Source organism: Streptococcus taoyuanensis (assembly GCF_029589235.1).
GTDB classification, from domain to species: domain Bacteria; phylum Bacillota; class Bacilli; order Lactobacillales; family Streptococcaceae; genus Streptococcus; species Streptococcus taoyuanensis.
On sequence record NZ_JARQVW010000016.1, the window covers coordinates 1 to 22299 of the forward strand.

Annotated in this window: 34 protein-coding genes; 1 reads left to right on the forward strand and 33 read right to left on the reverse strand. The window is 41.7% G+C overall.

The annotated features are described in order from the left end of the window. Positions 1–170: 170 nt before the first annotated feature. The 31 genes from P5Y91_RS09005 to tgt form a co-directional block, all read right to left on the reverse strand. On the reverse strand, positions 171–1442 hold the full coding sequence (locus P5Y91_RS09005) for a glutamate-cysteine ligase family protein (RefSeq protein WP_118398111.1): 1272 nt from the start codon (positions 1440–1442) through the stop codon (positions 171–173). A 254-nt stretch (positions 1443–1696) separates the two neighbouring features. Then, complete coding sequence (gene rplQ, locus P5Y91_RS09010) at positions 1697–2083, reverse strand: 50S ribosomal protein L17 (RefSeq protein ID WP_003002399.1); 387 nt, start codon at positions 2081–2083, stop codon at positions 1697–1699. 11 nt (positions 2084–2094) lie between these two features. Further along, positions 2095–3033: a DNA-directed RNA polymerase subunit alpha gene (locus tag P5Y91_RS09015; RefSeq protein WP_277839324.1), complete on the reverse strand. Its 939-nt coding sequence runs from the start codon at positions 3031–3033 to the stop codon at positions 2095–2097. Positions 3034–3078: 45 nt separating this feature from the next. Next, a complete protein-coding gene (rpsK, locus tag P5Y91_RS09020; protein ID WP_003002390.1) occupies positions 3079–3462 on the reverse strand; it encodes a 30S ribosomal protein S11 in 384 nt (127 codons plus the stop codon). A gap of 23 nt (positions 3463–3485) precedes the next feature. After that, entirely contained in the window at positions 3486–3851 is a 366-nt protein-coding gene (rpsM, locus tag P5Y91_RS09025) for a 30S ribosomal protein S13 (RefSeq protein WP_003009631.1), read from the reverse strand. A 17-nt stretch (positions 3852–3868) separates the two neighbouring features. Further along, positions 3869–3985 (reverse strand): 50S ribosomal protein L36, encoded by a 117-nt coding sequence (gene rpmJ / locus P5Y91_RS09030; RefSeq protein WP_001808836.1) that lies wholly within the window; start codon positions 3983–3985, stop codon positions 3869–3871. Between the two features lie 23 nt (positions 3986–4008). Continuing rightward, complete coding sequence (gene infA, locus P5Y91_RS09035) at positions 4009–4227, reverse strand: translation initiation factor IF-1 (protein WP_001029883.1); 219 nt, start codon at positions 4225–4227, stop codon at positions 4009–4011. A gap of 116 nt (positions 4228–4343) precedes the next feature. Continuing rightward, positions 4344–5000, reverse strand: coding sequence for an adenylate kinase (locus P5Y91_RS09040; RefSeq protein WP_003017039.1), 657 nt, complete (start codon positions 4998–5000; stop codon positions 4344–4346). Positions 5001–5096: 96 nt separating this feature from the next. Continuing rightward, positions 5097–6407, reverse strand: coding sequence for a preprotein translocase subunit SecY (secY, locus tag P5Y91_RS09045; protein ID WP_023920186.1), 1311 nt, complete (start codon positions 6405–6407; stop codon positions 5097–5099). A 12-nt stretch (positions 6408–6419) separates the two neighbouring features. Further along, positions 6420–6860, reverse strand: coding sequence for a 50S ribosomal protein L15 (gene rplO / locus P5Y91_RS09050; protein ID WP_118398114.1), 441 nt, complete (start codon positions 6858–6860; stop codon positions 6420–6422). Between the two features lie 145 nt (positions 6861–7005). Next, positions 7006–7188 carry a 50S ribosomal protein L30 gene (gene rpmD, locus P5Y91_RS09055; protein WP_002894509.1) on the reverse strand — a complete coding sequence of 61 codons (183 nt, stop codon included), beginning with the start codon at positions 7186–7188 and terminating at the stop codon, positions 7006–7008. Between the two features lie 14 nt (positions 7189–7202). After that, positions 7203–7697 (reverse strand): 30S ribosomal protein S5, encoded by a 495-nt coding sequence (rpsE, locus tag P5Y91_RS09060; RefSeq protein WP_118398117.1) that lies wholly within the window; start codon positions 7695–7697, stop codon positions 7203–7205. Positions 7698–7714: 17 nt separating this feature from the next. Continuing rightward, the gene (gene rplR, locus P5Y91_RS09065; protein ID WP_003010871.1) at positions 7715–8071 is read right to left on the reverse strand and encodes a 50S ribosomal protein L18; all 357 of its coding nucleotides are present in this window, start codon (positions 8069–8071) and stop codon (positions 7715–7717) included. Positions 8072–8154: 83 nt separating this feature from the next. Next, complete coding sequence (gene rplF, locus P5Y91_RS09070; RefSeq protein ID WP_003009612.1) at positions 8155–8691, reverse strand: 50S ribosomal protein L6; 537 nt, start codon at positions 8689–8691, stop codon at positions 8155–8157. 189 nt (positions 8692–8880) lie between these two features. Beyond that, positions 8881–9279: a 30S ribosomal protein S8 gene (gene rpsH, locus P5Y91_RS09075; protein ID WP_003010897.1), complete on the reverse strand. Its 399-nt coding sequence runs from the start codon at positions 9277–9279 to the stop codon at positions 8881–8883. 283 nt (positions 9280–9562) lie between these two features. Then, positions 9563–9748 carry a type Z 30S ribosomal protein S14 gene (locus P5Y91_RS09080; RefSeq protein ID WP_001085699.1) on the reverse strand — a complete coding sequence of 62 codons (186 nt, stop codon included), beginning with the start codon at positions 9746–9748 and terminating at the stop codon, positions 9563–9565. 17 nt (positions 9749–9765) lie between these two features. Further along, positions 9766–10308: a 50S ribosomal protein L5 gene (gene rplE / locus P5Y91_RS09085; protein ID WP_003009606.1), complete on the reverse strand. Its 543-nt coding sequence runs from the start codon at positions 10306–10308 to the stop codon at positions 9766–9768. A 23-nt stretch (positions 10309–10331) separates the two neighbouring features. Continuing rightward, on the reverse strand, positions 10332–10637 hold the full coding sequence (gene rplX, locus P5Y91_RS09090; RefSeq protein ID WP_003002315.1) for a 50S ribosomal protein L24: 306 nt from the start codon (positions 10635–10637) through the stop codon (positions 10332–10334). Between the two features lie 75 nt (positions 10638–10712). Next, positions 10713–11081 carry a 50S ribosomal protein L14 gene (rplN, locus tag P5Y91_RS09095; RefSeq protein ID WP_003002384.1) on the reverse strand — a complete coding sequence of 123 codons (369 nt, stop codon included), beginning with the start codon at positions 11079–11081 and terminating at the stop codon, positions 10713–10715. Positions 11082–11106: 25 nt separating this feature from the next. Next, positions 11107–11367, reverse strand: coding sequence for a 30S ribosomal protein S17 (gene rpsQ, locus P5Y91_RS09100; RefSeq protein WP_000440801.1), 261 nt, complete (start codon positions 11365–11367; stop codon positions 11107–11109). Between the two features lie 23 nt (positions 11368–11390). Further along, entirely contained in the window at positions 11391–11597 is a 207-nt protein-coding gene (gene rpmC, locus P5Y91_RS09105) for a 50S ribosomal protein L29 (RefSeq protein ID WP_003002350.1), read from the reverse strand. A gap of 9 nt (positions 11598–11606) precedes the next feature. Next, positions 11607–12020 carry a 50S ribosomal protein L16 gene (gene rplP, locus P5Y91_RS09110; RefSeq protein WP_000960947.1) on the reverse strand — a complete coding sequence of 138 codons (414 nt, stop codon included), beginning with the start codon at positions 12018–12020 and terminating at the stop codon, positions 11607–11609. Positions 12021–12023: 3 nt separating this feature from the next. Then, positions 12024–12677, reverse strand: a complete 654-nt coding sequence (gene rpsC, locus P5Y91_RS09115; RefSeq protein WP_003002336.1) for a 30S ribosomal protein S3 — start codon at positions 12675–12677, stop codon at positions 12024–12026. 12 nt (positions 12678–12689) lie between these two features. Continuing rightward, on the reverse strand, positions 12690–13034 hold the full coding sequence (gene rplV / locus P5Y91_RS09120; RefSeq protein ID WP_000818139.1) for a 50S ribosomal protein L22: 345 nt from the start codon (positions 13032–13034) through the stop codon (positions 12690–12692). A gap of 11 nt (positions 13035–13045) precedes the next feature. Continuing rightward, complete coding sequence (rpsS, locus tag P5Y91_RS09125) at positions 13046–13327, reverse strand: 30S ribosomal protein S19 (RefSeq protein ID WP_000533766.1); 282 nt, start codon at positions 13325–13327, stop codon at positions 13046–13048. A 96-nt stretch (positions 13328–13423) separates the two neighbouring features. Next, complete coding sequence (gene rplB / locus P5Y91_RS09130; RefSeq protein ID WP_000512900.1) at positions 13424–14257, reverse strand: 50S ribosomal protein L2; 834 nt, start codon at positions 14255–14257, stop codon at positions 13424–13426. Between the two features lie 17 nt (positions 14258–14274). Further along, the gene (locus tag P5Y91_RS09135) at positions 14275–14571 is read right to left on the reverse strand and encodes a 50S ribosomal protein L23 (protein ID WP_003009593.1); all 297 of its coding nucleotides are present in this window, start codon (positions 14569–14571) and stop codon (positions 14275–14277) included. Next, entirely contained in the window at positions 14571–15194 is a 624-nt protein-coding gene (gene rplD, locus P5Y91_RS09140) for a 50S ribosomal protein L4 (RefSeq protein WP_003009591.1), read from the reverse strand. Before rplD ends, P5Y91_RS09135 begins: the two co-directional genes overlap by 1 nt. Positions 15195–15218: 24 nt before the next feature. Continuing rightward, positions 15219–15845 carry a 50S ribosomal protein L3 gene (rplC, locus tag P5Y91_RS09145; protein WP_003010846.1) on the reverse strand — a complete coding sequence of 209 codons (627 nt, stop codon included), beginning with the start codon at positions 15843–15845 and terminating at the stop codon, positions 15219–15221. 81 nt (positions 15846–15926) lie between these two features. Beyond that, positions 15927–16235: a 30S ribosomal protein S10 gene (rpsJ, locus tag P5Y91_RS09150; RefSeq protein WP_003009585.1), complete on the reverse strand. Its 309-nt coding sequence runs from the start codon at positions 16233–16235 to the stop codon at positions 15927–15929. Positions 16236–16667: 432 nt separating this feature from the next. After that, positions 16668–17810: a tRNA guanosine(34) transglycosylase Tgt gene (gene tgt, locus P5Y91_RS09155; protein ID WP_277839325.1), complete on the reverse strand. Its 1143-nt coding sequence runs from the start codon at positions 17808–17810 to the stop codon at positions 16668–16670. A gap of 150 nt (positions 17811–17960) precedes the next feature. On the opposite strand from tgt, the gene P5Y91_RS09160 reads away from it, so the two are divergent. Next, complete coding sequence (locus P5Y91_RS09160; RefSeq protein ID WP_003009579.1) at positions 17961–18830, forward strand: DUF975 family protein; 870 nt, start codon at positions 17961–17963, stop codon at positions 18828–18830. Positions 18831–18887: 57 nt separating this feature from the next. On the opposite strand, the gene P5Y91_RS09165 is transcribed toward P5Y91_RS09160, so the two are convergent. Then, positions 18888–19340 carry a CoA-binding protein gene (locus P5Y91_RS09165; RefSeq protein WP_021154247.1) on the reverse strand — a complete coding sequence of 151 codons (453 nt, stop codon included), beginning with the start codon at positions 19338–19340 and terminating at the stop codon, positions 18888–18890. A gap of 71 nt (positions 19341–19411) precedes the next feature. Further along, entirely contained in the window at positions 19412–22057 is a 2646-nt protein-coding gene (gene polA / locus P5Y91_RS09170; protein ID WP_118398120.1) for a DNA polymerase I, read from the reverse strand. Positions 22058–22299 lie beyond the last annotated feature (242 nt).

Consider the following 22299-nt stretch of genomic DNA (forward strand, 5'->3'; position numbering starts at 1 on the left):
CACATTGGTTCGTCTTGTTCAGTTTTCAAAGGTCTTTGTCGCTCTCGCGCGACAACTATATTAGTATATCATGACCTACCCTTACTGTCAATACTTTTTTACAAAATTTTTTATTTTTTTGAAAGTTTTTTTGAAAGCAACAAAGAAAAGCCTGTAATAAGGCTTTTCTATTAGTCTAGTTCTTTGTTAATGATGAGAAATTTTTCTTCCCTGTAACCTCTTTTCGTTAATCCTGCTTTAGCTATGTCTAGAAGATCTTTTGAAAAGGATTGTATCGCTTCTTTTTCCTTTTCACTTAGATTTTTCTTTGAATATTTCTTTCTAAGTTTTCTGTAGTCCTGTTCTTCATTTTTAAAGAATAAAGAATACTCTAAATAGCTTTCTAGTTTTTCTAACTGTACAAATAAGCCCAACTCAAAGGCTATCGGGGCAAAGGTGGTTTCTAATGGTTGTGTACAAACACTTCTAAATTCCACAGTCCCACGAGCAGTTAAATCCTGAAATTGGTAACTTCGATGTTGTTTTAGATCTTCTTTCACAGGGTTAATGATTTTCTCATTTCCATCAGCCGTATAGGCTGTAATTTCTTTTTGATCTAGATAGTCCTCCACTCGAATTGGTTTAAAATAATATGATTTGCCCTCTCTAGTTGCCGTAAAAATAGCCGTTCTAGCGAGATTATTAAAAAACTCTTCTTCGCTTTGGTAGTCCTTAGGATAAACCCCTACATTTTCCTTATAATAACCATGTAAGGATTCTTCCCAGAAAATATCTCTGGAAATTCTTGTATCCCAAACCTCTGCTGAAAATTCTGAGTTAGAAAACAAATATGCTTTTGCTGCTTCAATTTTATTAAATGCATTAATGATGCGAAGATAGTTATCGCGCCTTACATCCAATTGAACCTGGTTTCCGCATATAAATGCTCCGTACAAAGGATAGGAGTGTGTCTTCATCCCTGTACCATTCATTGCAAGGAAAGCCATTAACATCTTGTATCGTTCGATTTTCACTGGGCTATTATCATTTTCTTGCCACAGAGGATGAATTCCGTGCCCTTGAATTTCGTGATTATTTTCTTGCAAAATAGGTTGAATAATCTTCAAATAGTCCTCAAAACGTTTGGCTACCTCATTTATAGAACGAGCTCTCTCAAATGCAAATTCAATTGTATTGTAACTCAACTCGAATAGAATACGATCTTTAGAATAGCAGTGAACTAATTGAATGGGATTTTGATCGTCATCTTTTTTTTCGACTTCAAAATCTGATAAGTTAGCTAAGGTTCGAAAAAGATTTTTCGTCACCTCTATATTTGTTTTATTTCCATTTGTTTCTACAATCGGAAACTCTAATTCAACTCCGACAAAGAGTTCCGAATCCTCTTTCATATTACTAAGGTACTTCTCTTTTAGTAATTTAATTGCTTGTTGTTTTGTCATTGAATCCTTTTTCTTCTATTGGAGATTTGGGTTCCATTATATCATTTTTTGCTATTCTCGACTACTCATGAAAAGCAAGACAAAACGCCTGCTTACGAAATTGTTTTAAATTAAAGCAATTTCGTAAACAAGCGTCTACCATTCATTCAATATGATGAGTGTTCCCGCTGGGGAAAATCCCCAGCGGTAGACCAGAGCTAGACTAAGAATAACAGTGTATTCCATCATCATAACACTCAACAAAATTGATGATATTATACCAATTCGATGATAGCCATTGGCGCAGCATCACCACGACGTGGTTCAGTTTTAAGGATACGAGTATATCCACCATTGCGCTCAGCATAACGAGGTGCTAATTCAGAGAACAATTTTTGAAGTGCAGTTGTTTCTGAGTATTTACCTGTTTCTTCATCAAAGTTTTGTGATGCAACTTCGTTACGTACGAATGCAGCAGCTTGACGACGTGCATGCAAATCACCACGTTTACCCAAAGTAATCATTTTTTCAACTGATTTACGGATTTCTTTCGCACGTGCTTCAGTTGTTACAATTGCTTCATTGATGATAAGATCTGTAGTCAAATCGCGAAGCATCGCTTTACGTTGTGAGCTAGTGCGTCCTAGTTTACGGTAAGCCATGTATTCCTCCTCTATTTATCGTTTTTTAACCCAAGGCCTAAGTCGGCAAGTTTGATTTTAACTTCTTCAAGACTCTTACGTCCCAAGTTACGAACTTTCATCATTTCTGCTTCTGATTTTTCAGTCAAATCGTAAACAGTATTAATGCCAGCACGTTTCAAACAGTTATATGAACGAACTGAAAGATCTAATTCTTCGATCGTACGTTCTAAAATGCGATCATCAGAAGTTGTATCCACTTCCTTCATAACATCTGTTCCAATAGCAATTTCAGTTAAGTTTGTGAATAGATTTAGGTGTTCTGTCAAAATACGAGCAGACAAACCTAAGGCATCTTCTGGAATGATTGTCCCATTTGTCAAAATTTCAAGGGTTAGCTTGTCAAAGCCATCGTTGCTACCAACGCGTGCTGGTTCAACTTGGTAATTGACTTTAGTCACTGGCGTATAGATTGAATCTACAGCAAGTGTTCCCACTGGTGCATCATCTTTTTTGTTTTGATCAGCTGGAACATAGCCACGTCCACTGTTTACAGTAAGCGTTGCTTTCAAAGATGCTCCTTCTCCGATTGTAAATAGATAATGATCAGGGTTTACAATTTCGATGTCACTATCAGTAAGAATATCTCCAGCAGTTACTTCTGCAGGTCCTTCTACATCAAGTTCAATAATCTTTTCGTCTTGGACGTAAGATTTAACGGCGATTCCTTTAACGTTAAGAATAATTTGCATAACGTCTTCACGGACTCCTGGAACGGTATCAAATTCGTGGAGTACACCTTCAATGTTGATTGAAGTGACAGCTGCACCTGGAAGTGAAGCCAGAAGTACACGACGAAGTGAGTTTCCAAGTGTTGTACCATAGCCACGTTCAAGTGGTTCTACGACAAACACGCCATAATCTTTGTTTTCATCAATTTTTGTTATATTTGGTTTTTCAAACTCAATCATTTGCTATACTCCCTCTTAAACGAAAAGCTGTGTAATTGTTGATGATTATACACGGCGACGTTTTGGAGGACGAGCACCATTGTGTGGTACAGGAGTTACATCGCGGATTGCAGTTACTTCAAGACCAGCAGCAGCAAGTGCACGAATAGCAGACTCACGACCTGAACCAGGACCTTTAACAGTTACTTCAACAGATTTAAGTCCGTGTTCTTGAGCAGCTTTTGCAGCAGCTTCTGATGCCATTTGAGCAGCAAATGGTGTAGATTTACGAGAACCTTTAAATCCAAGTGCACCTGCAGATGACCAAGCGATTGCGTTACCATGCACATCAGTAATCATAACAATTGTGTTGTTAAATGTAGCGTGAATATGAGCAATACCAGATTCGATATTCTTTTTCACACGACGTTTACGTGTTGGTTTAGCCAAGATTTTTACCTCCTTATTTTATTTTATTTTTTCTTACCTGCAATCGCAACAGCTTTACCTTTACGAGTGCGAGCATTGTTTTTAGTGTTTTGTCCACGAACTGGAAGTCCACGACGGTGACGGATACCACGGTATGAACCGATTTCCATCAAGCGTTTGATGTTCAAGTTTACTTCACGACGAAGGTCACCTTCAACTTTGATTGCGTCAACTTCACGACGGATAGCATCTTCTTGATCTGGTGTAAGATCGCGAACACGAATATCTTCAGAAACGCCTGCAGCAGCAAGGATTTTCTTAGATGTTGGAAGTCCGATACCGTACACATAAGTCAATGAAATTACTACACGTTTGTCATTTGGAATGTCAACTCCAGCAATACGAGCCATGTTTTCTCCTTTCTATCTTATCCTTGACGTTGTTTGTGTTTTGGATTTGCTGGGCAAATTACCATAACACGACCATTACGACGAATTACTTTACAGTATTCGCAAATTGGTTTGACCGATGGTCTTACTTTCATTTTTATCCCTCCAAGTTTTTCGATTATTTAAAGCGGTATGTGATACGTCCACGTGTCAAATCGTACGGACTCATCTCCACTGTAACACGATCTCCCGCTAAAATACGAATATAGTTTTTACGAATTTTACCAGAAACTGTTGCTAAAATCTGATGTCCATTTTCAAGTTCAACCGTAAACATAGCATTCGGCATTGTATCGACTACTTTGCCTTCTACTTCAATCACATCGTCTTTTGCCACGCAAAAGTACCTCCATAAATTTCGATTCATTCCTCTGAGCACAGAGGTAACAATTATAAGTCAGACTAACTAATTGTAACACTAGTTGTCCAATATTGCAAGCATGAAAAACGCTTTTATTTCAAATTTGACAAGACTTTTTCAATGTCTGAAAATACATCATTGATATCTTGGTTCCCTTGGATGTCATGTACGAGTCCTTTTGAACGATAAAATTCAATGATTGGTTCTCCTTGTGCAATATTGACGTCCAAACGACGTTTAACCGTTTCTGGTTTGTCATCTTCACGTTGGTAGAAATCATGACCTTGACAGTTATCACAAGTTCCTTCAACTTTTGTAGGATTAAATACTTTGTGGTAAGTTGCGCCACAAGTACGGCAGATGAAACGACCACTCAAACGTTCTAACAAACTTTCTGGGTTAACTTCAATATTGATAACACCTTCTAATGTGATACCAAGATCTGACAAAGTTTGATCCAAGGCATGAGCTTGTTCAATTGTACGTGGGTAGCCATCCAAAAGGAAACCTGTTTCTTTAATATCATCTTGAGCAAGGCGTTCTTTCACAATTCCATTGGTTACTTCATCTGGTACCAACTCACCTTTATCAATGTATGATTTTGCAAGTACACCCATTTCAGTTTGATTAGCCATCGCTGCGCGGAACATATCTCCAGTGGAGATGTGCGCTACGTGAAACTCTTCAACGATTTTAGCTGCTTGAGTTCCTTTACCTGCTCCAGGCAACCCCATAATTAAAAGATTCATGATGAATTCTCCTTATTTTGTTTTTAAATGGAAGCAGGAGCGAATTCCTATTTCCATTTAAAAACAAAATAGAAGGCTGACAAAGTCAACCTTATTCTATTCTGTTGTTGTGTCCATAAATCCGACATACTTACGTTTTAATAAGTAGCCTTCTAATTGTTTCATTCCCTCAATACCTGTTGAAATAATGATTAACAAACTAGTTCCTCCAAGAGCAACTGCATCTGTCAAACCAAATAAATCTCGAGCTAGGATTGGAATGATGGTAATAAAGCCAAGGAATACTGATCCGACACTTGCTAAACGACGTAGCAAACGAGACATAAACTCTTCTGTCCCCTTACCAGGGCGGACGCCTGGGATATAGGCACCACTCTTTTGAAGGTTTTCTGCCGTTTTTTCAGGATTGATCTGAACAAACGTGTAGAAGAAGGTGAAGAGAATGATCAGTAAGGCATACATTGCCACACCAGTTGGTGTGTTTGTAGCCAACATGGCTTGAGCTGTTTTCACCCATCCTGCATTGTAACCCATAGCGCTAATCACCTGGAAAATTGCAGCAGGCGCTGCTGTAATCGAACTAGCGAAGATGACAGGAATAACTCCTGCTGGGTTTACTTTCAAAGGAAGGTAAGAACTTGATGGAGCTCCTTGTGCAATCTTTGTATATTGGATTGGAATCTTGTATTGTGCTTGCTCTACAAAGGTTGTAAAGTAAACAATAACCAAGACTGCAAGGATTAATACCCCAACAAAAATGAGGGAATTGGTCATTTGACCAGAACGAACGTTCACAAATGCATTTTCATAGATTTCTTTGATCATCTCAGGAATTGATGACACAATCCCTGCAAAGATAATCATTGAAACACCATTACCGTAGCCTTTATCTGTGATTTGTTCTCCAAGCCAAGTCACAATCATGGAACCGGTCGTCAGAATCGCACCGATTAATAGATAGGTCTTGGTGTTTGGAGTTGCGACTAATTTCGCCTGAGACAAGGTGTGGAAGGTTGCTGTAATCCCGATGGATTGAACAAAGGCTAGAACCAAAGAAATATAGCGTGTTGCTTGGTTGAGCTTTCTTCGACCAACTTCCCCTTGTTTGCCCCATTCAACAAACTTAGGCAACAGATCCATTTGCAAAAGTTGCACGACGATCGAAGCTGTAATGTATGGGCTAACCCCTAATGCGAAAACTGAGAAGTTCCTCATGGCATTCCCAGAAACCAAACTGAGCATGTTCAAGAAGGACACATCTTGAAGGTTGTTCAGAATTTTCGCATTTACACCAGGCACTGTAATCGTGGTCCCAATGCGGAAAACAAGAATGATGAAGATCGTAAATAAAATCTTCGACCGTACTTGTTTCACCTTAAATGCATCTTTTAATAATTTAAAAAACATAGGTCACCTCACTTAGATGACTTCAACTGAACCACCTTTAGCAGTGATAGCTTCTTCAGCTGATTTAGAGAATTTAGCTGCTTTAACAGTCAACTTCTTAGTCAATTCTCCGTTACCAAGAATTTTGATACCTGATTTTTCAGCTTTTACAATACCTGCTTCAACAAGTACAACTGGTGTTACTTCCGCACCATCTTCGAAGACGTTCAACTGATCAAGGTTTACAATCGCATATTCTTTAGCGTTGATGTTTGTAAATCCACGTTTTGGAAGACGACGGAACAATGGAGTTTGTCCACCTTCAAAACCAAGACGTACACCGCCACCGCTACGAGCTTTTTGACCTTTTTGACCACGGCCAGAAGTTTTACCATTACCAGATGAAGTACCACGACCAACACGGTTGCGGACTTTACGTGAACCTGTAGCAGGTTGTAATTCATGAAGTTTCATTATTTATTTTCTCCTCTTTTGTAAATTGCTAACGCATGTAATCAGGAAAAGGTGTCCTAACTACAAACTCGCCTATACTTATATTTAGTTTTAGGGGATGAGAACCTCTCATACCCCTGAAAACTTTGTTTCTATCTTAAATAGATTATTTTACTTCTTCAACTGTTACCAAGTGAGATACAGCAGTGATCATACCACGTACTGCTGGGTTATCTTCTTTAATAACAGAGCTGTTCAATTTGCCAAGTCCAAGTGCTACAACAGTTTTACGTTGTGACGGGATGCGTCCGATTGGAGACTTAGTCAAAGTAATTTTAATTTGAGCCATTTGAATCTCCTTTCTTAAGCCAAGTCAGAAACTGAAATACCACGAAGGGCAGCAACTTCATCAGCGCGTTTCAATTGTGCTAAACCGTTAACAGTTGCACGAACGATGTTGATTGGAGTGTTTGATCCAAGTGATTTAGATGTAACATCTGCAATACCTGCCAATTCGACAACGGCACGAACTGCTCCACCTGCAGCAACCCCAGCCCCTTCAATAGCTGGTTTCAACAATACACGAGCTCCACCAAATACTGATTTTACTTCGTGTGGAATTGTTGTTCCAACCATAGGAACTTCGATCAAGTTTTTCTTAGCATCTTCAACAGCCTTACGGATTGCTTCTGGAACTTCTTGAGCTTTACCAGTACCAAATCCAACACGGCCATTACGGTCACCAACAACTACAAGAGCTGCAAAACGAAGACGACGTCCACCTTTAACAACTTTTGTTACACGGTTGATGGCAACTACGCGTTCTTCAAGTTCAACTGCATTATCTTTAAATGCCATTTTCTAGTGTCCTCCTATTAGAATTTCAATCCGTTTTCACGAGCTGCATCAGCCAAAGCTTTAACACGTCCGTGATATAGATATCCACCGCGGTCGAACACCACTTCAGAAATACCTTTAGCAACTGCACGTTCAGCAACAAGTTTGCCGACAACAACGGCTTGTTCAGTTTTAGTTCCTTTTGAAACTTCTTTGTCAAGAGTTGAAGCGCTTGCGAGCGTTACACCCGCTACGTCATCAATTACTTGAGCGTAGATGCCTGTATTAGAACGGAATACGTTCAAACGTGGGCGATCAGCAGTTCCAGAGAGTTTTCCGCGAACGCGACGGTGGCGTTTTTGACGGATTTTGTTTTTATCTGGTTTCGAAATCACAATTTTCACCTCTTAATTTTAAAATCATGTGCTAAGCACTGAGTTGGTAAGATGAAGGTTGGTTGAAAAACAACCAAACTACATTATTTACCTGTTTTACCTTCTTTGCGGCGAACGTATTCACCAACATAACGGATCCCTTTACCTTTGTATGGTTCAGGTGAACGAAGGCTACGTACATAAGCAGCTGTTTGACCAACTACTTCTTTTGAAATTCCGCTAACAACGATTGTTGTTGGGTTTGGAAGTTCAAAAGTAATTCCTTCTGGAGCTTCAACTTCGTCTGGGTGTGATTTACCAACAGCCAAAACAAGTTTTGATCCTTGAAGTTGTGCACGGTATCCAACCCCGCGCATTTCAAGTTCTTTCTTGAATCCTTCTGATACACCAGTAACCATGTTATTCAAAAGGGCACGAGTTGTTCCGTGGATTGTTTTCATTTCTTTTGAATCGTTTGGACGGTGAAGTGTTACTTCAGTACCTTCCACACGGATTTCAATATCTTTTGAGAACTCACGAGTAAGTTCTCCTTTAGGTCCTTTTACAGTTACAACGTTGTCATTGTTAGTGATTTCAACACCAGCAGGCAACACGATAACTTTATTACCAATACGTGACATGTTTTTTATTCTCCTGTTAAATTGTCAGGCCTTTGCGGGCCAGTTTTCACGGGGTTTAAATCTTTCTGATTTAAAAGTTAATGTTTAGGTCTCAATTTCTAAGTGAATCGAGGCATTGTCTCGCAGACATAACTTTGGGTTAGGCAAGAGACAATAACGAAGAGTCACAACGAAATTGGGAGCTAAATATTACCAAACGTAAGCGATAACTTCCCCACCAACGTTCTTTTGGCGTGCTTCTTTATCAGTAAGCAAACCTTCAGAAGTTGAAAGGATAGCAATTCCAAGTCCGTTAAGAACTTTTGGAAGATCTTCACGTTTTTTGTAAACACGCAAACCTGGTTTAGATACACGTTTCAAGTTTGTGATAACTTTTTCACCGTTTTGTCCGTATTTCAAGAATACACGGATGATGCCTTGTTTGTCATCTTCGATGAATTCAACGTTTTTTACAAAACCTTCGCGTTTAAGGATTTCAGCAATCCCTTTTTTGATGTTTGATGCAGGCACTTCAAGTACTTCGTGTTTAGCTTGGTTAGCGTTACGAATACGTGTAAGGAAGTCTGCGATTGGGTCAGTCATAACCATTATAATTTCTCCTCTTACTAGTAGTTTGCAAGTTGCACTTGCTAGTTAATACATGATACAGAGAGCGTAACAGCGAGAGCAAAAATAGGCAATTTGATGCAGGAGCGATGCTCCAAAGAAAATTGGTCTTTTTTGCCAAAGCTGTAGCTCGTGTTCAAATTGGCAAGCCCAACTGAACCCGGGCTAAACTCTGTGTGAAAAAGATAAACTTTCCTAGAAACTAAAGTTTCTTCGTCAAGTTTCCTATTTTCACTTGGAGTTTTAACGCCCTTGATATCTTAAATTACCAAGATGCTTTTGTAACACCTGGGATTTGACCTTTGTATGCCAATTCACGGAAGCAAACACGGCAAAGTTTAAACTTGCGGTAAACTGAGTGTGGACGTCCACAACGTTCACAGCGAGTGTATGCTTGAGTAGAGAACTTCGCTGGGCGTTTGTTCTTAGCAATCATAGATTTTTTAGCCATTAGTTTTACCTCCTATATTATTTTGCAAACGGCATTCCGAGGCCAGTAAGCAATGCACGTGATTCTTCGTCTGTGTTCGCTGTAGTTACGATTACGATATCCAAACCACGAGTTTTATCAACATCATCAAAGTTGATTTCTGGGAAGATCAATTGTTCTTTCACACCAAGTGTGTAGTTTCCGCGTCCATCAAATGATTTAGTTGGAACACCATGGAAGTCACGTACACGTGGAAGTGAAACTGTTACCAATTTATCCAAGAATTCGTACATACGTTCACCACGAAGGGTAACTTTTGCACCGATCGCAACACCTTCACGAAGACGGAAGCCGGCGATTGATTTTTTAGCCTTAGTGATCAATGGTTTTTGACCTGAGATCAAAGCAAGCTCTTCAGCAGCTTTTTCAAGGTTTTTAGCATTTGATACTGCATCACCAACACCCATGTTCAAAACGATTTTATCAACTTTTGGCACAGCCATAACTGATGAATAGTTGAACTGTTCAGTCAATGATGGTACTACTTCATTAAGGTATTTTTCTTTTAAACGATTAGCCATTATACTTCTCCTTTCCTTCGTGATTAGTCAAGCACTTCGCCTGATTTTTTGTTGTAGCGAACTTTTTTGCCGTCTACAAATTTGTAGCCAACACGTCCAGCAACACCGTTTTTGTCCAAAACTTGAACGTTAGAAGCATGGATTGGAGCTTCTTTTTCAACGATTGCACCTTGAGGGTTTTCGTTATTTGGACGTTGGTGTTTCTTGATGATGTTTACACCTTCTACAACAACTTTATTTACTTTTGGAAGAGCAGTAAGAACAACAGCTTCTACGCCTTTGTCTTTACCAGCGATTACGCGAACTTTGTCGCCTTTTTTTACAAACATTTTATTCTCCTTTTATTCTTACGCCCGATGGGCACCCTGGCTTATGCCAGGGGACTGTGTTTGTTTTTTTATTGATTAAAGTACTTCTGGAGCAAGTGACACGATCTTCATGAAACCACCGTCACGCAATTCACGTGCAACTGGGCCAAAGATACGAGTTCCGCGAGGAGTTTTGTCGTCACGGATGATTACTGCTGCATTTTCGTCGAATTTGATGTATGAACCATCTTTACGACGAGCACCTGATTTAGTACGAACGATAACAGCTTTTACAACGTCACCTTTCTTAACCGCACCACCAGGAGTAGCTTGTTTTACTGATGCAACGATTACATCACCGATGCTCGCGAATTTACGTTTTGAACCACCAAGAACTTTGATTGTCAAGATTTCGCGTGCGCCACTGTTGTCAGCGACTTTCAAACGAGTTTCTGTTTGAATCATTTACGTTTTCTCCTTTCAGGTATGATTAGATGATGACCGCTTCTTCAACGACTTCTACAAGACGGAAGCGTTTTGTAGCTGAAAGCGGACGAGTTTCCATGATACGAACGATATCGCCTTCTTTAGCAACATTGTTTTCATCATGAGCTTTGTATTTTTTAGAATAGTTGATACGTTTACCATAGACTGGGTGGTTACGTTTAGTTTCAACTACAACTGTGATTGTTTTGTCCATTTTGTCAGACACAACGCGTCCAACAAGAACTTTACGATTATTGCGTTCCATTGAAATTCTCCTTCCCTAGTCTATTATTTAGCTTCTGATTGAACAGTTTTGATACGAGCGATTTGTTTTTTCACTTCTTTCAAACGTCCAGTTTGTTCCAATTGACCAGCAGCCGCTTGGAAACGAAGTTCAAACAATTCTTTCTTCAATTCATTTTCACGCTTCGCGAGTTCTTCTTGAGAAAGACCACGAAGTTCTTTAACAAATTCTTTTACTTCTGTAAGTTTCATGACCTCTCCTTATTCTGCTTCACGTTTCACAAATTTAGTTTTAACTGGCAATTTGTGGCTAGCAAGACGAAGCGCTTCGCGTGCGATCTCTTCAGATACACCAGCAATTTCGAACATCACTTTACCACGTTTAACTGGTGCTACCCAACCTTCAGGAGCCCCTTTACCAGATCCCATACGTACCCCGATAGCTTTAGCGGTGTATGATTTGTGTGGGAAAATCTTAATCCAAACTTTACCACCACGTTTCATGTAACGAGTCATGGCGATACGAGCAGCTTCGATTTGACGGTTTGTGATCCAGTGGCTAGTTGTAGCTTGAAGACCGTATTCACCGAATGCTACTTCTTTTCCACCTTTTGCTTCACCGCGCATTTTACCACGGAATTCGCGACGGTGTTTTACACGTTTAGGTACTAACATTGGTTATTTACCTCCTTTAGCGTCTTTACGAGCTGGAAGAACTTCACCACGGTAGATCCATACTTTAACACCAAGTTTACCGTAAGTAGTGTCTGCTTCTTCCCAAGCGTAATCGATATCAGCGCGAAGTGTGTGGAGTGGAACAGTTCCTTCAGAGTATCCTTCTGCACGGGCAATATCTGCACCGTTCAAACGACCTGATACTTGAGTTTTGATTCCTTTAGCTCCAGCACGCATAGCACGTTGGATCGCTTGTTTTTGTGCACGACGGAAAGCAACACGTTGTTCCAATTGACGAGCGATTCCTTCACCAACAAGGTGAGCATCCAAGTCAGGACGTTTGATCTCAATGATGTTGATGTGTACTTGTTTACCAGTCAATTTGTTAAGAGCTGCACGAAGTGCATCAACGTTTGCTCCACCTTTACCAATAACCATACCTGGTTTAGCAGTGTGAAGAGAAACGTTAACTTTGTTTACTGCGCGTTCGATTTCAATAGTTGAAACGGCTGCGTCAGCCAATTCTTTTTGAATGAATTTACGGATTGCAAGATCTTCATGAAGGTAATCCGCGTATTCTTTTTCAGCATACCATTTGGCATCCCAATCACGGATGATACCAACACGCATACCAATTGGATGTACTTTTTGACCCACGAGTTTACCTCCTTATTTTTCTGCAACAGCTACTGTGATGTGAGCTGTACGTTTGTTGATTGGTGAAGCTGAACCTTTCGCACGTGGACGGAAACGTTTCATTGTTGGTCCTTCGTTTGCGAATGCTTCAGATACTACCAAGTTAGCTTTTTCCAAACCAAAGTTGTTTTCAGCGTTTGCTACTGCTGAGTTCAACACTTTAAGGATGATCCCTGCAGCTTTGTTTGGTGTGAATGTCAAAATAGCGATGGCATCGGCTACGCTTTTACCACGGATGTTGTCAAGAACAAGACGTGATTTACGAGGTGAAACACGCACTGTACGAGCCATTGCTTTAGCTGAAGTAATTTCTGCCATTTATGTTCTCCTTATTTTCTACGTGTCTTCTTGTCGTCTGCCGCGTGACCTTTGTAAGTACGAGTTGGTGCAAATTCACCAAGCTTGTGACCTACCATGTCTTCTTGGATGTAAACAGGTACATGTTTACGTCCATCATAAACTGCGATAGTGTATCCGATGAAACTTGGGAAGATCGTTGAACGACGTGACCAAGTTTTAATTACTTTTTTCTTTTCGTCGTTTGCTTGAGCTTCAACTTTTTTCATCAAATGCTCATCGACGAAAGGTCCTTTTTTAAGACTACGTCCCATTTTGTAATTTTCTCCTTTAAAATTTAGTACCACAGCGGCTTGCGCTGCTATGCAGCGCTACCGAGCTGGCGGAAAGTGTAAGCTAGTTGCTTATGATTATTTTTGGTTGCGACGACGAACGATAAGTTTGTCAGATTTCGCTTTCTTGTTACGAGTTTTAAGACCAAGCGCAGGTTTACCCCAAGGAGTAGATGGCGCTTTACGTCCAACTGGTGCTTTACCTTCACCACCACCGTGTGGGTGATCATTCGGGTTCATTACAGAACCGCGAACTGTAGGGCGAACACCTTTCCAGCGGTTACGTCCCGCTTTACCAAGGTTAACAAGTCCATGTTGTTCATTTCCGACAACACCAACTGTAGCACGGCAAGTTCCAAGAATCATACGAACTTCGCCTGATTGAAGACGAACAAGTACATATTTACCTTCAGAACCCAATACTTGAGCAGAAGCTCCAGCAGCACGTACCAATTCTCCACCTTTACCAGGTTTCAATTCGATGTTGTGGATCAAAGTACCAACCGGGATGTTAGCAAGTGGAAGAGCATTTCCGACTTTGATATCTGCTTCTGGTCCTGATACGATGCGTTGACCTACTTCAAGACCTTTAGGGGCAATGATGTAAGCTTTCACACCGTCAGTGTAGTGTACAAGCGCGATGTTAGCTGAGCGGTTTGGATCGTATTCGATCGTTTTAACGACTGCTTCAACTCCATCTTTGTTACGTTTGAAATCGATCAAACGGTAATGACGTTTGTGTCCACCACCTTGGTGACGAACAGTGATACGACCGTTGTTGTTACGACCTGCTTTGTTTTTAAGAGAAACAAGCAAAGTTTTCTCAGGTGTGTTTGTTGTGATTTCAGCGAAATCCAAAGAAGTCATATTACGGCGACCGTTTGTTGTTGGTTTATAAACACGAATTCCCACGATATTTCCTCCTTAGATTATTCAGCTTCAGTAGCAAACAACTCGATTGCTTTAGAATCAGCTGCAAGCGTGATGATAGCTTTTTTAGTTTTTGAAGTAAAACCAGTGTAACGTCCAACGCGTTTTGCTTTAGGTTTTACGTTTACAGTGTTCACATTCGCAACTTTTACACCTTCAAACGCAGCTTCAACAGCTTGTTTGATCAAAAGTTTGTGAGCGCGAGTGTCAACTTCGAATACATATTTGCCTGCTTCAAGTTGAGCCATTGACTTTTCAGTGATAACAGGTTTTTTGATAACATCATACAAATTCATTATGCAAGAACCTCCTCGATTTTAGAGATAGCTGCTTGAGTAACAAGAAGTTTGTCACTATTTGCGATGTCAAGAACACTTGCAGTTGTAGCAGTCGCAACTTTCACGTTTGGAAGGTTACGAGCTGAAAGAGCTGCGAATTCATTTCCTTCTTCAAGAATAACAAGGACTTTAGAATCGATGCTCAAAGCTGCAAGAACTTTTGCAAATTCAGCAGTTTTTGGAGCTGTAAATTCAAGAGAATCAACGGCTACAAATTTGTTTTCAGCAACTTTTTCTGAGTAAACAGATTTAAGTGCAAGGCGACGAACTTTTTGAGGAAGTTTGTACGCATAGCTACGTGGAGTTGGTCCGAAGACGATTCCACCACCACGCCATTGTGGAGAGCGGATAGAACCTTGACGAGCACGTCCAGTTCCTTTTTGACGCCATGGTTTGCGTCCGCCACCTGAAACGGCTGAACGGTTTTTAACTGCGTGAGTTCCTTGACGAAGGCTAGCACGTTGGCTGATGATCACATCAAATACAACTGCTTGGTTTGGTTCGATACCAAAGATCGCATCGTTAAGAACAACTTCGCCCGCTTGTTTACCAGTTTGGTCGAATAATGTTACATTTGCCATTTTGACTGTATTCCCCTTTCCTTATTATTTACCAGCTTTAACTGCTGACTTGATAGTGATAAGAGATTTCTTAGCACCTGGTACGTTACCTTTGATAAGGATAACGTTCTTTTCTGGAACAACTTGTACAACTTCAAGGTTTTGAATTGTTACACGATCGCCACCCATACGTCCTGCAAGGTTTTTACCTTTGAATACGCGGTTAGGTGCAACAGGTCCCATAGAACCTGGACGACGGTGGTAACGAGAACCGTGAGCCATTGGTCCACGTGATTGTCCGTGGCGTTTGATAACACCTTGGAAACCTTTACCTTTAGAAGTACCAGTTACATCAACAATGTCTCCAGCTTCGAAAGTGTCAACTGTGATTTCAGCACCAACTTCCAAGCCTTCAACGTTTTTGAATTCACGAATGAAGCGCTTAGGAGCCGTGTTAGCTTTTGCTACATGTCCTTTAGCAGGTTTGTTGCTCAATACTTCGCGTTTGTCATCGAAACCAACTTGGATAGCGTTGTAACCATCTGTTTCAACAGTTTTAACTTGAAGAACAACGTTTGGAGTTGCTTCGATAACTGTTACAGGGATCAATTCGCCAGCTTCAGTGAAGATTTGAGTCATTCCCACTTTTTTCCCTAAGATTCCTTTTGTCATGAGAAAATAGTTCCTTTTCTATAGTTTTTTATTCAAAAAGTTTTTAACGAGCGTTTTTTATGCTCTGGATCAAGCTTTAGATTAAAGTTTGATTTCTACGTTTACACCACTTGGAAGATCCAATTTCATCAAAGCGTCAACTGTTTTTTGAGTTGGGTTGATGATGTCGATCAAACGTTTGTGTGTACGCATTTCGAATTGTTCGCGAGAATCTTTGTATTTGTGAGTCGCACGAATGATTGTGTAGAGGCTACGCTCAGTTGGAAGTGGGATTGGACCCGCAACTTGTGCACCTGTACGAGTAGCTGATTCTACGATTTTTGCAGCCGCTGTGTCGAGTGTACGGTGTTCGTACGCTTTCAAACGGATACGGATTTTTTTGTTTGCCATCTTTTTCTCCTTTTCGTCTATTTAAGATAATAGGCTAGCTCCACAAGAAAACCGACGCGCGTTGCGTGGCAATGCAACCGAGCGTGTCGCAACCTCTTGCATCAAAGCTAATAGCTGTTTTTCACAGCACCATAGTAGTTTAACACAAACAAAGGCCCAATGCAAGGGATTTGAGAAGTTTTTTTTCGTTTTTTTAATGAAAGTGTTTTCGTTAAGAAAAGAGCGCAAAAAAAGTTGCTATTATATAGAAAAAAGGGAGCGAGACAGAACAAATTTATATCCAATTTGTTCGTCGTCTCGCCCCCGCACAGTTGATTAGGTTATCTTTGGAGCTTAACAAGCGAACAAAGATACCAATCAACCACTGCGTCTAGCAGTTATTCCTATTATTCTCAGATGGCTGTAGTCTTTTTTCTTCCTATTTATCTATTTCTAGAAATTCCGCCCTGACTTGTTATAGCCATATTTTTCGACGAAATGCTCACGGAATTCTAAGAGATTGTCATCCACGATGGCTTGACGGACCTGTTTCATGAGGTTGATCAAGAAATAGAGGTTGTGGTAGCTAGTCAAGCGAATGCCGAAGGTCTCATCTGCCTTGAGGAGGTGGCGAAGATAAGCACGAGTGTAATTCTTACAAGTGTAGCAATCACATTCAGGATCCAGCGGTGTAAAGTCTTCTGCAAATTGCGCATTTTTCACTACCAGGCGTCCTTGACTGGTCATACAGGTCCCATTTCGCGCAATCCGCGTCGGCAAGACACAGTCAAACATGTCCACTCCACGAATAACCCCATCGATCAGACTGTCTGGAGCCCCCACTCCCATGAGATAGCGTGGCTTGTTCTCTGGTAAGAGCGGCGTTGTGAAATCAAGTACGGCATTCATCTCTTCATGGCTTTCCCCAACAGCTAAGCCACCGATGGAATAGCCTGGGAAGTCCATACTGACCAGATCTTGGGCAGACTGACGGCGCAAGTCTTCAAATCCAGCCCCTTGAACAATCCCGAAAAGACCTTGATCATGAGGACGACGGTGAGCCTTCAGGCCACGTTCTGCCCAACGACTGGTCCGTTCAATTGATTTTTTCACATAATCATAGGGCTGATAGAACTGAGGGCATTCATCAAAGGACATCATGATGTCGCTTCCTAGATTGTTTTGGATGGAGATGGCCTTTTCTGGAGAGAGGAACATCTTCGAGCCGTTGAGGTGGTTTTTAAAGGTTACCCCTTCTTCAGTGATATTGCGGGTATCCGCTAATGAATAGACCTGGAAGCCTCCACTATCTGTCAAAATGGGCTGGTCCCAGTTCATGAACTGGTGCAGTCCTCCTGCTTTTGCGACTAGATCATCCCCGGGACGAAACCAGAGATGGTAGGTGTTGGCCAAAATAATTCCGGAACCCATTTCCTTGAGTTCTTCTGGCGATTGGGTCTTAACGGTTGCCTGAGTCCCTACAGGCATAAACATTGGGGTCGGGAAGGTCCCGTGAGGGGTGATAATTTCTCCCAGACGAGCACCTGTATGCTTTTCTTTTTTGATTAATCGATATTGAATCGGTGAATCTGTCATGGTTACCTCCGTACTGGGAAAAACAGTCCCAGCCTTCTTATTCCTGTCACAGTTTTCCTGTGAGCACCTGTACGATTGTACCAAATTTTACCGGCTCTGTCACGGACTTATGTTATAATAAAAAGTACTACTATGAAGAGAGTGTCATCTATGAACCTTAAATTGATTCGCCTTCGGGCACGTACCATGCAAGTCCAGCAACCGGGCTTAGCTATCCTTTTTGCTCTTCCGGTCCTGTTGACCATTCTTGCTAACTTTCTCTTAAGTGGGCAAGATCTGGTCGATCTACTACCGGACATGACCTTGCAGCAAGCAAGTATCTACATGATCCAGCGGCAGCTCTTTCCTTCCGTCGTCTCCTTTGTCATCTCCATTTTAGTGGTCGGTGCGACTTTTAGCTATTTAGATACGATTAATCCCAAGATTGAACACCGAACACGCGTGTTAGATATTTTTAAACAAGATCGCTTTACCTCTGTATTTGCTACCTTGATCTTGAAGCAAGCCGTTCTCTTTTTATGGGGACTCATCCTCTATGCGGGGAGCCTCATCAGCACCTACGCCAGCATTCGATTTTTGGCGATCTACGATAAGGTGAGCAACCCTAGCACTCTGAGTGCTTCCAGTCCTGAATTTCAATCTCTCATGCAACAAATGCCTCTGATGACTGCTGGCGTCGTACTTGGCCTGATCGGCCTCCTCTTTTACCTGCCACAATACTACAGTCTCAGCTTGGTCGAATTGATCCTCTACGAGCAATTACGAGACGGCGACTACAAGGGAGCCTTTGGAGTCCTTCGCCAAAGTCGTGAAACTATGAAAGGGTTCCGCAGCAATCGCTTGGTGCTCGATCTAACCTTGATTGGTTGGTACTTCTTGAATTACTTCACGCGCGATGTCATCGGCTTTTATACCATGCCTTACTTTATTAACTGCCAAATTGCATTTTATGATCAAATCAAGCAGATCAAACAAGGGCCGCGCCATTTTACAGGCCATCCAAGCCATGAAACTGAATAAGAGTAAGAAGAAAACCCCAGCAAGCTGGGGTTTTCTTCTATGTCAATTGTTTATCATTTATAAACCGTATAGGGAGTCTCCTAAGATCAGTCGGGTGTGTTCTCGTTTGATACAGCGGTTCATGACGATATCTTCTCGTCCAGCTCCACGAAGGATTTCTTCTGCTTCTTGATTTTCCAGTTCCAATTGTGCCCAGAAAATTTTCGCATCCGTCTCAATAAAATCACGTGCCACATCTGGTAAAAACTCACTGCGACGGTATACATCGACGATATCTACTGGGAAAGGAATCTCCTGCAAGCTAGCGTACACCGTTTCTCCAAGAATCTGGCCACCAGCTGCACGAGGGTTGACAGGAATAATCCGATAGCCCCGCTCTTGCATCTCCTTGCTGACACGATGACTGGTCGTATCTTCACGGTCAGATAATCCAACTACAGCGATGATCTTGCTGGTTTCTAGGTAATGTTTGATAATGCCATCACTGGGATTGCGAAATGAATAAGCCATAAGAATCTCCTTTTTGTGTTTCTTGTCTTAAGAATTTATATGGTACTGGACGTACTTGTACGACTTCCATTTTATTTGGCTTCATACCATGTTTTGCCTTCGTTCTCATCAGCTTCCAGTGGTACTGCAAGTTCAATAGCGGATTCCATGGTCTCTTTGACGAGTTCTTTGATCGCTGCCAGTTCATCACTTGGTACTTGCAGAACGATTTCATCGTGCACCTGAAGAAGCATCTTGGTCTTGTATGCTCCTGCTTCTAGCGCTTGGTCCAAGTGGATCATGGCAATTTTCAAGATATCTGCTGCAGATCCTTGGATTGGTGAGTTGATAGCCGTCCGCTCCGCAAAGCCTCGAACATTGAAGTTGCGAGAATTGATATCTGGAATCTCCCGACGACGCTTGAAGAGGGTCTCCACATAGCCTTTATCACGCGCTTCCCGTACCACTCTCTCCATATAGTCCTTGATGCCAGGGTAGCGTTCGAAGTAGGTCTCAATGTAGGCCTTGGCTTCTTTTCGACTGATCCCTAGGTTATTAGACAGTCCAAAGTCGGAAATTCCATAAACCACACCGAAGTTTACTGCTTTTGCATTGCGACGGTCGTTCGGCGTCACATCTTCTGGTTTTTCAATATTGAAAACTCGCATAGCAGTCGATGTATGGATATCTGCCCCATGTTTAAAGGCGTCAATCAAATGCTCATCTCCCGAAATATGGGCCAAGACACGCAATTCTATTTGTGAATAGTCCGAACTCAACAAGACACTGTTTTTCTCTTCTGGGACAAAGGCCTTGCGGATGAGACGGCCTTGCTCCAAACGGACAGGAATGTTTTGCAGGTTGGGATCCACACTGGACAAACGGCCTGTCTGCGTCAAATCCTGTACATAGCGGGTATGGATCTTCCCATCTTCCAAAATCCAATCTTGAAGACCGATGACATAGGTCGACTGGATCTTAGCAATTTGGCGGTATTCAAGAATCTTAGACACGATCGGTGCAATTGGAGCCAGGCGTTCCAAGACATCAACAGCTGTTGAATAGCCGGTTTTGGTCTTCTTAGTATATTCAAGAGGGAGTTCCAATTTTTCAAAGAGGATGGCGCCCAATTGTTTTGGAGAATTGATGTTGAACTCTTCTCCTGCAAGCTCGTAGATTTCTTGGGTCAAACGTTCCAAGACTACTTCGTTTTCCACCTGCATATCTTCTAGGGTCTGGCGCTCTACCTTGATCCCCGCGATTTCCATCTTGGCCAAAACAGCTGCTAGTGGTTGCTCCATATCATAGAGCAAACCTAGCTGGTCATGGGCTTGCAACTGCTCCATCATAGGCTCTTCGGTATCCAGTAGAACAGCGACTTTCCGTGCCAAATGCTCTAATAGGACTGCCTTTTCTGGGATAGCTTTTTTGGCTCCCTTGCCATAAACGACTTCGTCCAGCGGTAGCGCAATCTGACTATAGAGACTCGAAATGGTTGAAATTTCATTGTCCTCTACGGTCGACAAGAGATACTTGGCCAATCGACTGTCAAACGCGGGATTTTGAAGGGTAATGCCCAAGTGGCTGAGCAAGACCTTAGCCCGCTTGAAGTCATAGACCTTGAGGGGCGTTTTTTCGAGAAATTCTTTGAAAATCGGTGTTTGTAAAAGACCAGTATCTGTACTCGCGTAGAGCTGACCTTCGGTCCCCCATGCAAAACCGATGATGGGTTCCGTATGGTAATTGTCCCCAAAAATCTCAAAATGGAAGAAACTATCTTCCGTGAGCATATCTGAAGTGACTTGCTCGACTTCTGTATAGTCAATAGCTACAGGAGCCGCTTCTTCTCCACTGAGATCCAAGGCCTGACGGAGTTGCTTGAAGCCCATCTCCTCATAAAACTTGGCGAGATTTTCTAGATGAGGGCCCGTATAGGTGATATCGTCCAGGCCAATTTCAATAGGTGCATCGGTCTCGATGGTCGCAAGAGTCTTGGATAGGTAGGCCTGCTCCTTGTCGTTGATGAGGTTTTCCTTCATCTTAGAAGCCTTCATCTCGTCGATATGCTCGTAAATACCATCGAGAGACCCGTACTCTAGGAGTAGTTTGATCCCGGTCTTTTCTCCGATTTTGGTGACACCTGGGATATTATCCGACTTATCTCCCATCAAGGCCTTGAGGTCGATAAATTGCTCTGGTGTCAGCCCCATCTTTTCTTTCAGATAGGCTGGAGTGAATTCCTCAAACTCCGCTACCCCTTTTTTAGAGATTTCAACTACCGTATTGTCATCTGTCAGCTGGATCAAATCCTTGTCCCCAGAGACAATGGTCACATCAAATGGCACCGAGGTAGTTTCTGCCATCTTATCTAGCGTTCCAATAATATCATCCGCTTCATACTGGGCCAGCTCATAATGGCGGATTCCCAAATGATCTAATTGCTCACGAATGAAAGGAAACTGCTCACGGAACTCATCTGGAGTTTTTGCACGGCCCCCTTTGTAGTCGGCATACATCTCCGTCCGAAAGGTCGTCTTTCCTGCATCAAAAGCAACGAGGACATGGGTCGGTTGGATGCGCTCCAAGAGATGGCTCAACATGAGGTTAAAGCCATAAACCGCATTGGTATGCAAACCATTGGCATTTTTGAAGCGATCAATTTGATTATAGAGTGCGAAAAAGGCACGAAAAGCGACGGAAGACCCGTCGATGAGTAGTAATTTATTCTTTTTTTCCATAGGCCTATTATACCACGAATCACAAGGTCTCTGGTACATAAAAACTCTACCCTTTCGGGTAGAGCCTTCTTTAGGAGTTTCTTATGAAAAATGAAGAGAAGTGTTTATTCGCCGTAACAAGAACCTTGTTGTGGCAATTTCTTAAAGCGTTTTGGATAATTAACTGAGATTTTCATTTTCTGTACCTCATTTCTTATTGGATGAGTACAGTATACAAGAGAAACCTAAACGATTCCTTATAG

Bases quoted from the DNA above. Each gene is read 5' to 3' on its own strand.
- secY (WP_023920186.1), bottom strand. From the start codon at position 6,407: ATGTTTTTTAAATTATTAAAAGATGCATTTAAGGTGAAACAAGTACGG.
- rpmJ (WP_001808836.1), bottom strand. From the start codon at position 3,985: ATGAAAGTAAGACCATCGGTCAAACCAATTTGCGAATACTGTAAAGTA.
- rpsE (WP_118398117.1), bottom strand. From the start codon at position 7,697: ATGGCATTTAAAGATAATGCAGTTGAACTTGAAGAACGCGTAGTTGCC.
- rpsJ (WP_003009585.1), bottom strand. From the start codon at position 16,235: ATGGCAAACAAAAAAATCCGTATCCGTTTGAAAGCGTACGAACACCGT.
- rpsM (WP_003009631.1), bottom strand. From the start codon at position 3,851: ATGGCTCGTATTGCTGGAGTTGACATTCCAAATGACAAACGTGTAGTA.
- rplX (WP_003002315.1), bottom strand. From the start codon at position 10,637: ATGTTTGTAAAAAAAGGCGACAAAGTTCGCGTAATCGCTGGTAAAGAC.
- rplD (WP_003009591.1), bottom strand. From the start codon at position 15,194: ATGGCAAATGTAACATTATTCGACCAAACTGGTAAACAAGCGGGCGAA.
- rplQ (WP_003002399.1), bottom strand. From the start codon at position 2,083: ATGGCTTACCGTAAACTAGGACGCACTAGCTCACAACGTAAAGCGATG.
- P5Y91_RS09165 (WP_021154247.1), bottom strand. From the start codon at position 19,340: ATGGCTTATTCATTTCGCAATCCCAGTGATGGCATTATCAAACATTAC.
- P5Y91_RS09135 (WP_003009593.1), bottom strand. From the start codon at position 14,571: ATGAATTTGTATGATGTTATCAAAAAACCTGTTATCACTGAAAAGTCA.
- rpmC (WP_003002350.1), bottom strand. From the start codon at position 11,597: ATGAAACTTACAGAAGTAAAAGAATTTGTTAAAGAACTTCGTGGTCTT.
- polA (WP_118398120.1), bottom strand. From the start codon at position 22,057: ATGGAAAAAAAGAATAAATTACTACTCATCGACGGGTCTTCCGTCGCT.
- rpsS (WP_000533766.1), bottom strand. From the start codon at position 13,327: ATGGGACGTAGTCTTAAAAAAGGACCTTTCGTCGATGAGCATTTGATG.
- rplN (WP_003002384.1), bottom strand. From the start codon at position 11,081: ATGATTCAAACAGAAACTCGTTTGAAAGTCGCTGACAACAGTGGCGCA.
- rplP (WP_000960947.1), bottom strand. From the start codon at position 12,020: ATGTTAGTACCTAAACGTGTAAAACACCGTCGCGAATTCCGTGGTAAA.
- rplF (WP_003009612.1), bottom strand. From the start codon at position 8,691: ATGTCACGTATTGGTAATAAAGTTATCGTGTTGCCTGCTGGTGTTGAA.
- rplE (WP_003009606.1), bottom strand. From the start codon at position 10,308: ATGGCTAATCGTTTAAAAGAAAAATACCTTAATGAAGTAGTACCATCA.
- P5Y91_RS09015 (WP_277839324.1), bottom strand. From the start codon at position 3,033: ATGATTGAGTTTGAAAAACCAAATATAACAAAAATTGATGAAAACAAA.
- P5Y91_RS09040 (WP_003017039.1), bottom strand. From the start codon at position 5,000: ATGAATCTTTTAATTATGGGGTTGCCTGGAGCAGGTAAAGGAACTCAA.
- P5Y91_RS09160 (WP_003009579.1), top strand. From the start codon at position 17,961: ATGAACCTTAAATTGATTCGCCTTCGGGCACGTACCATGCAAGTCCAG.
- rplV (WP_000818139.1), bottom strand. From the start codon at position 13,034: ATGGCAGAAATTACTTCAGCTAAAGCAATGGCTCGTACAGTGCGTGTT.
- tgt (WP_277839325.1), bottom strand. From the start codon at position 17,810: ATGACAGATTCACCGATTCAATATCGATTAATCAAAAAAGAAAAGCAT.
- P5Y91_RS09005 (WP_118398111.1), bottom strand. From the start codon at position 1,442: ATGACAAAACAACAAGCAATTAAATTACTAAAAGAGAAGTACCTTAGT.
- P5Y91_RS09080 (WP_001085699.1), bottom strand. From the start codon at position 9,748: ATGGCTAAAAAATCTATGATTGCTAAGAACAAACGCCCAGCGAAGTTC.
- rpmD (WP_002894509.1), bottom strand. From the start codon at position 7,188: ATGGCTCAAATTAAAATTACTTTGACTAAGTCTCCAATCGGACGCATC.
- rplC (WP_003010846.1), bottom strand. From the start codon at position 15,845: ATGACAAAAGGAATCTTAGGGAAAAAAGTGGGAATGACTCAAATCTTC.
- rpsQ (WP_000440801.1), bottom strand. From the start codon at position 11,367: ATGGAACGCAATAATCGTAAAGTTCTTGTTGGACGCGTTGTGTCTGAC.
- rplO (WP_118398114.1), bottom strand. From the start codon at position 6,860: ATGAAACTTCATGAATTACAACCTGCTACAGGTTCACGTAAAGTCCGC.
- rpsH (WP_003010897.1), bottom strand. From the start codon at position 9,279: ATGGTTATGACTGACCCAATCGCAGACTTCCTTACACGTATTCGTAAC.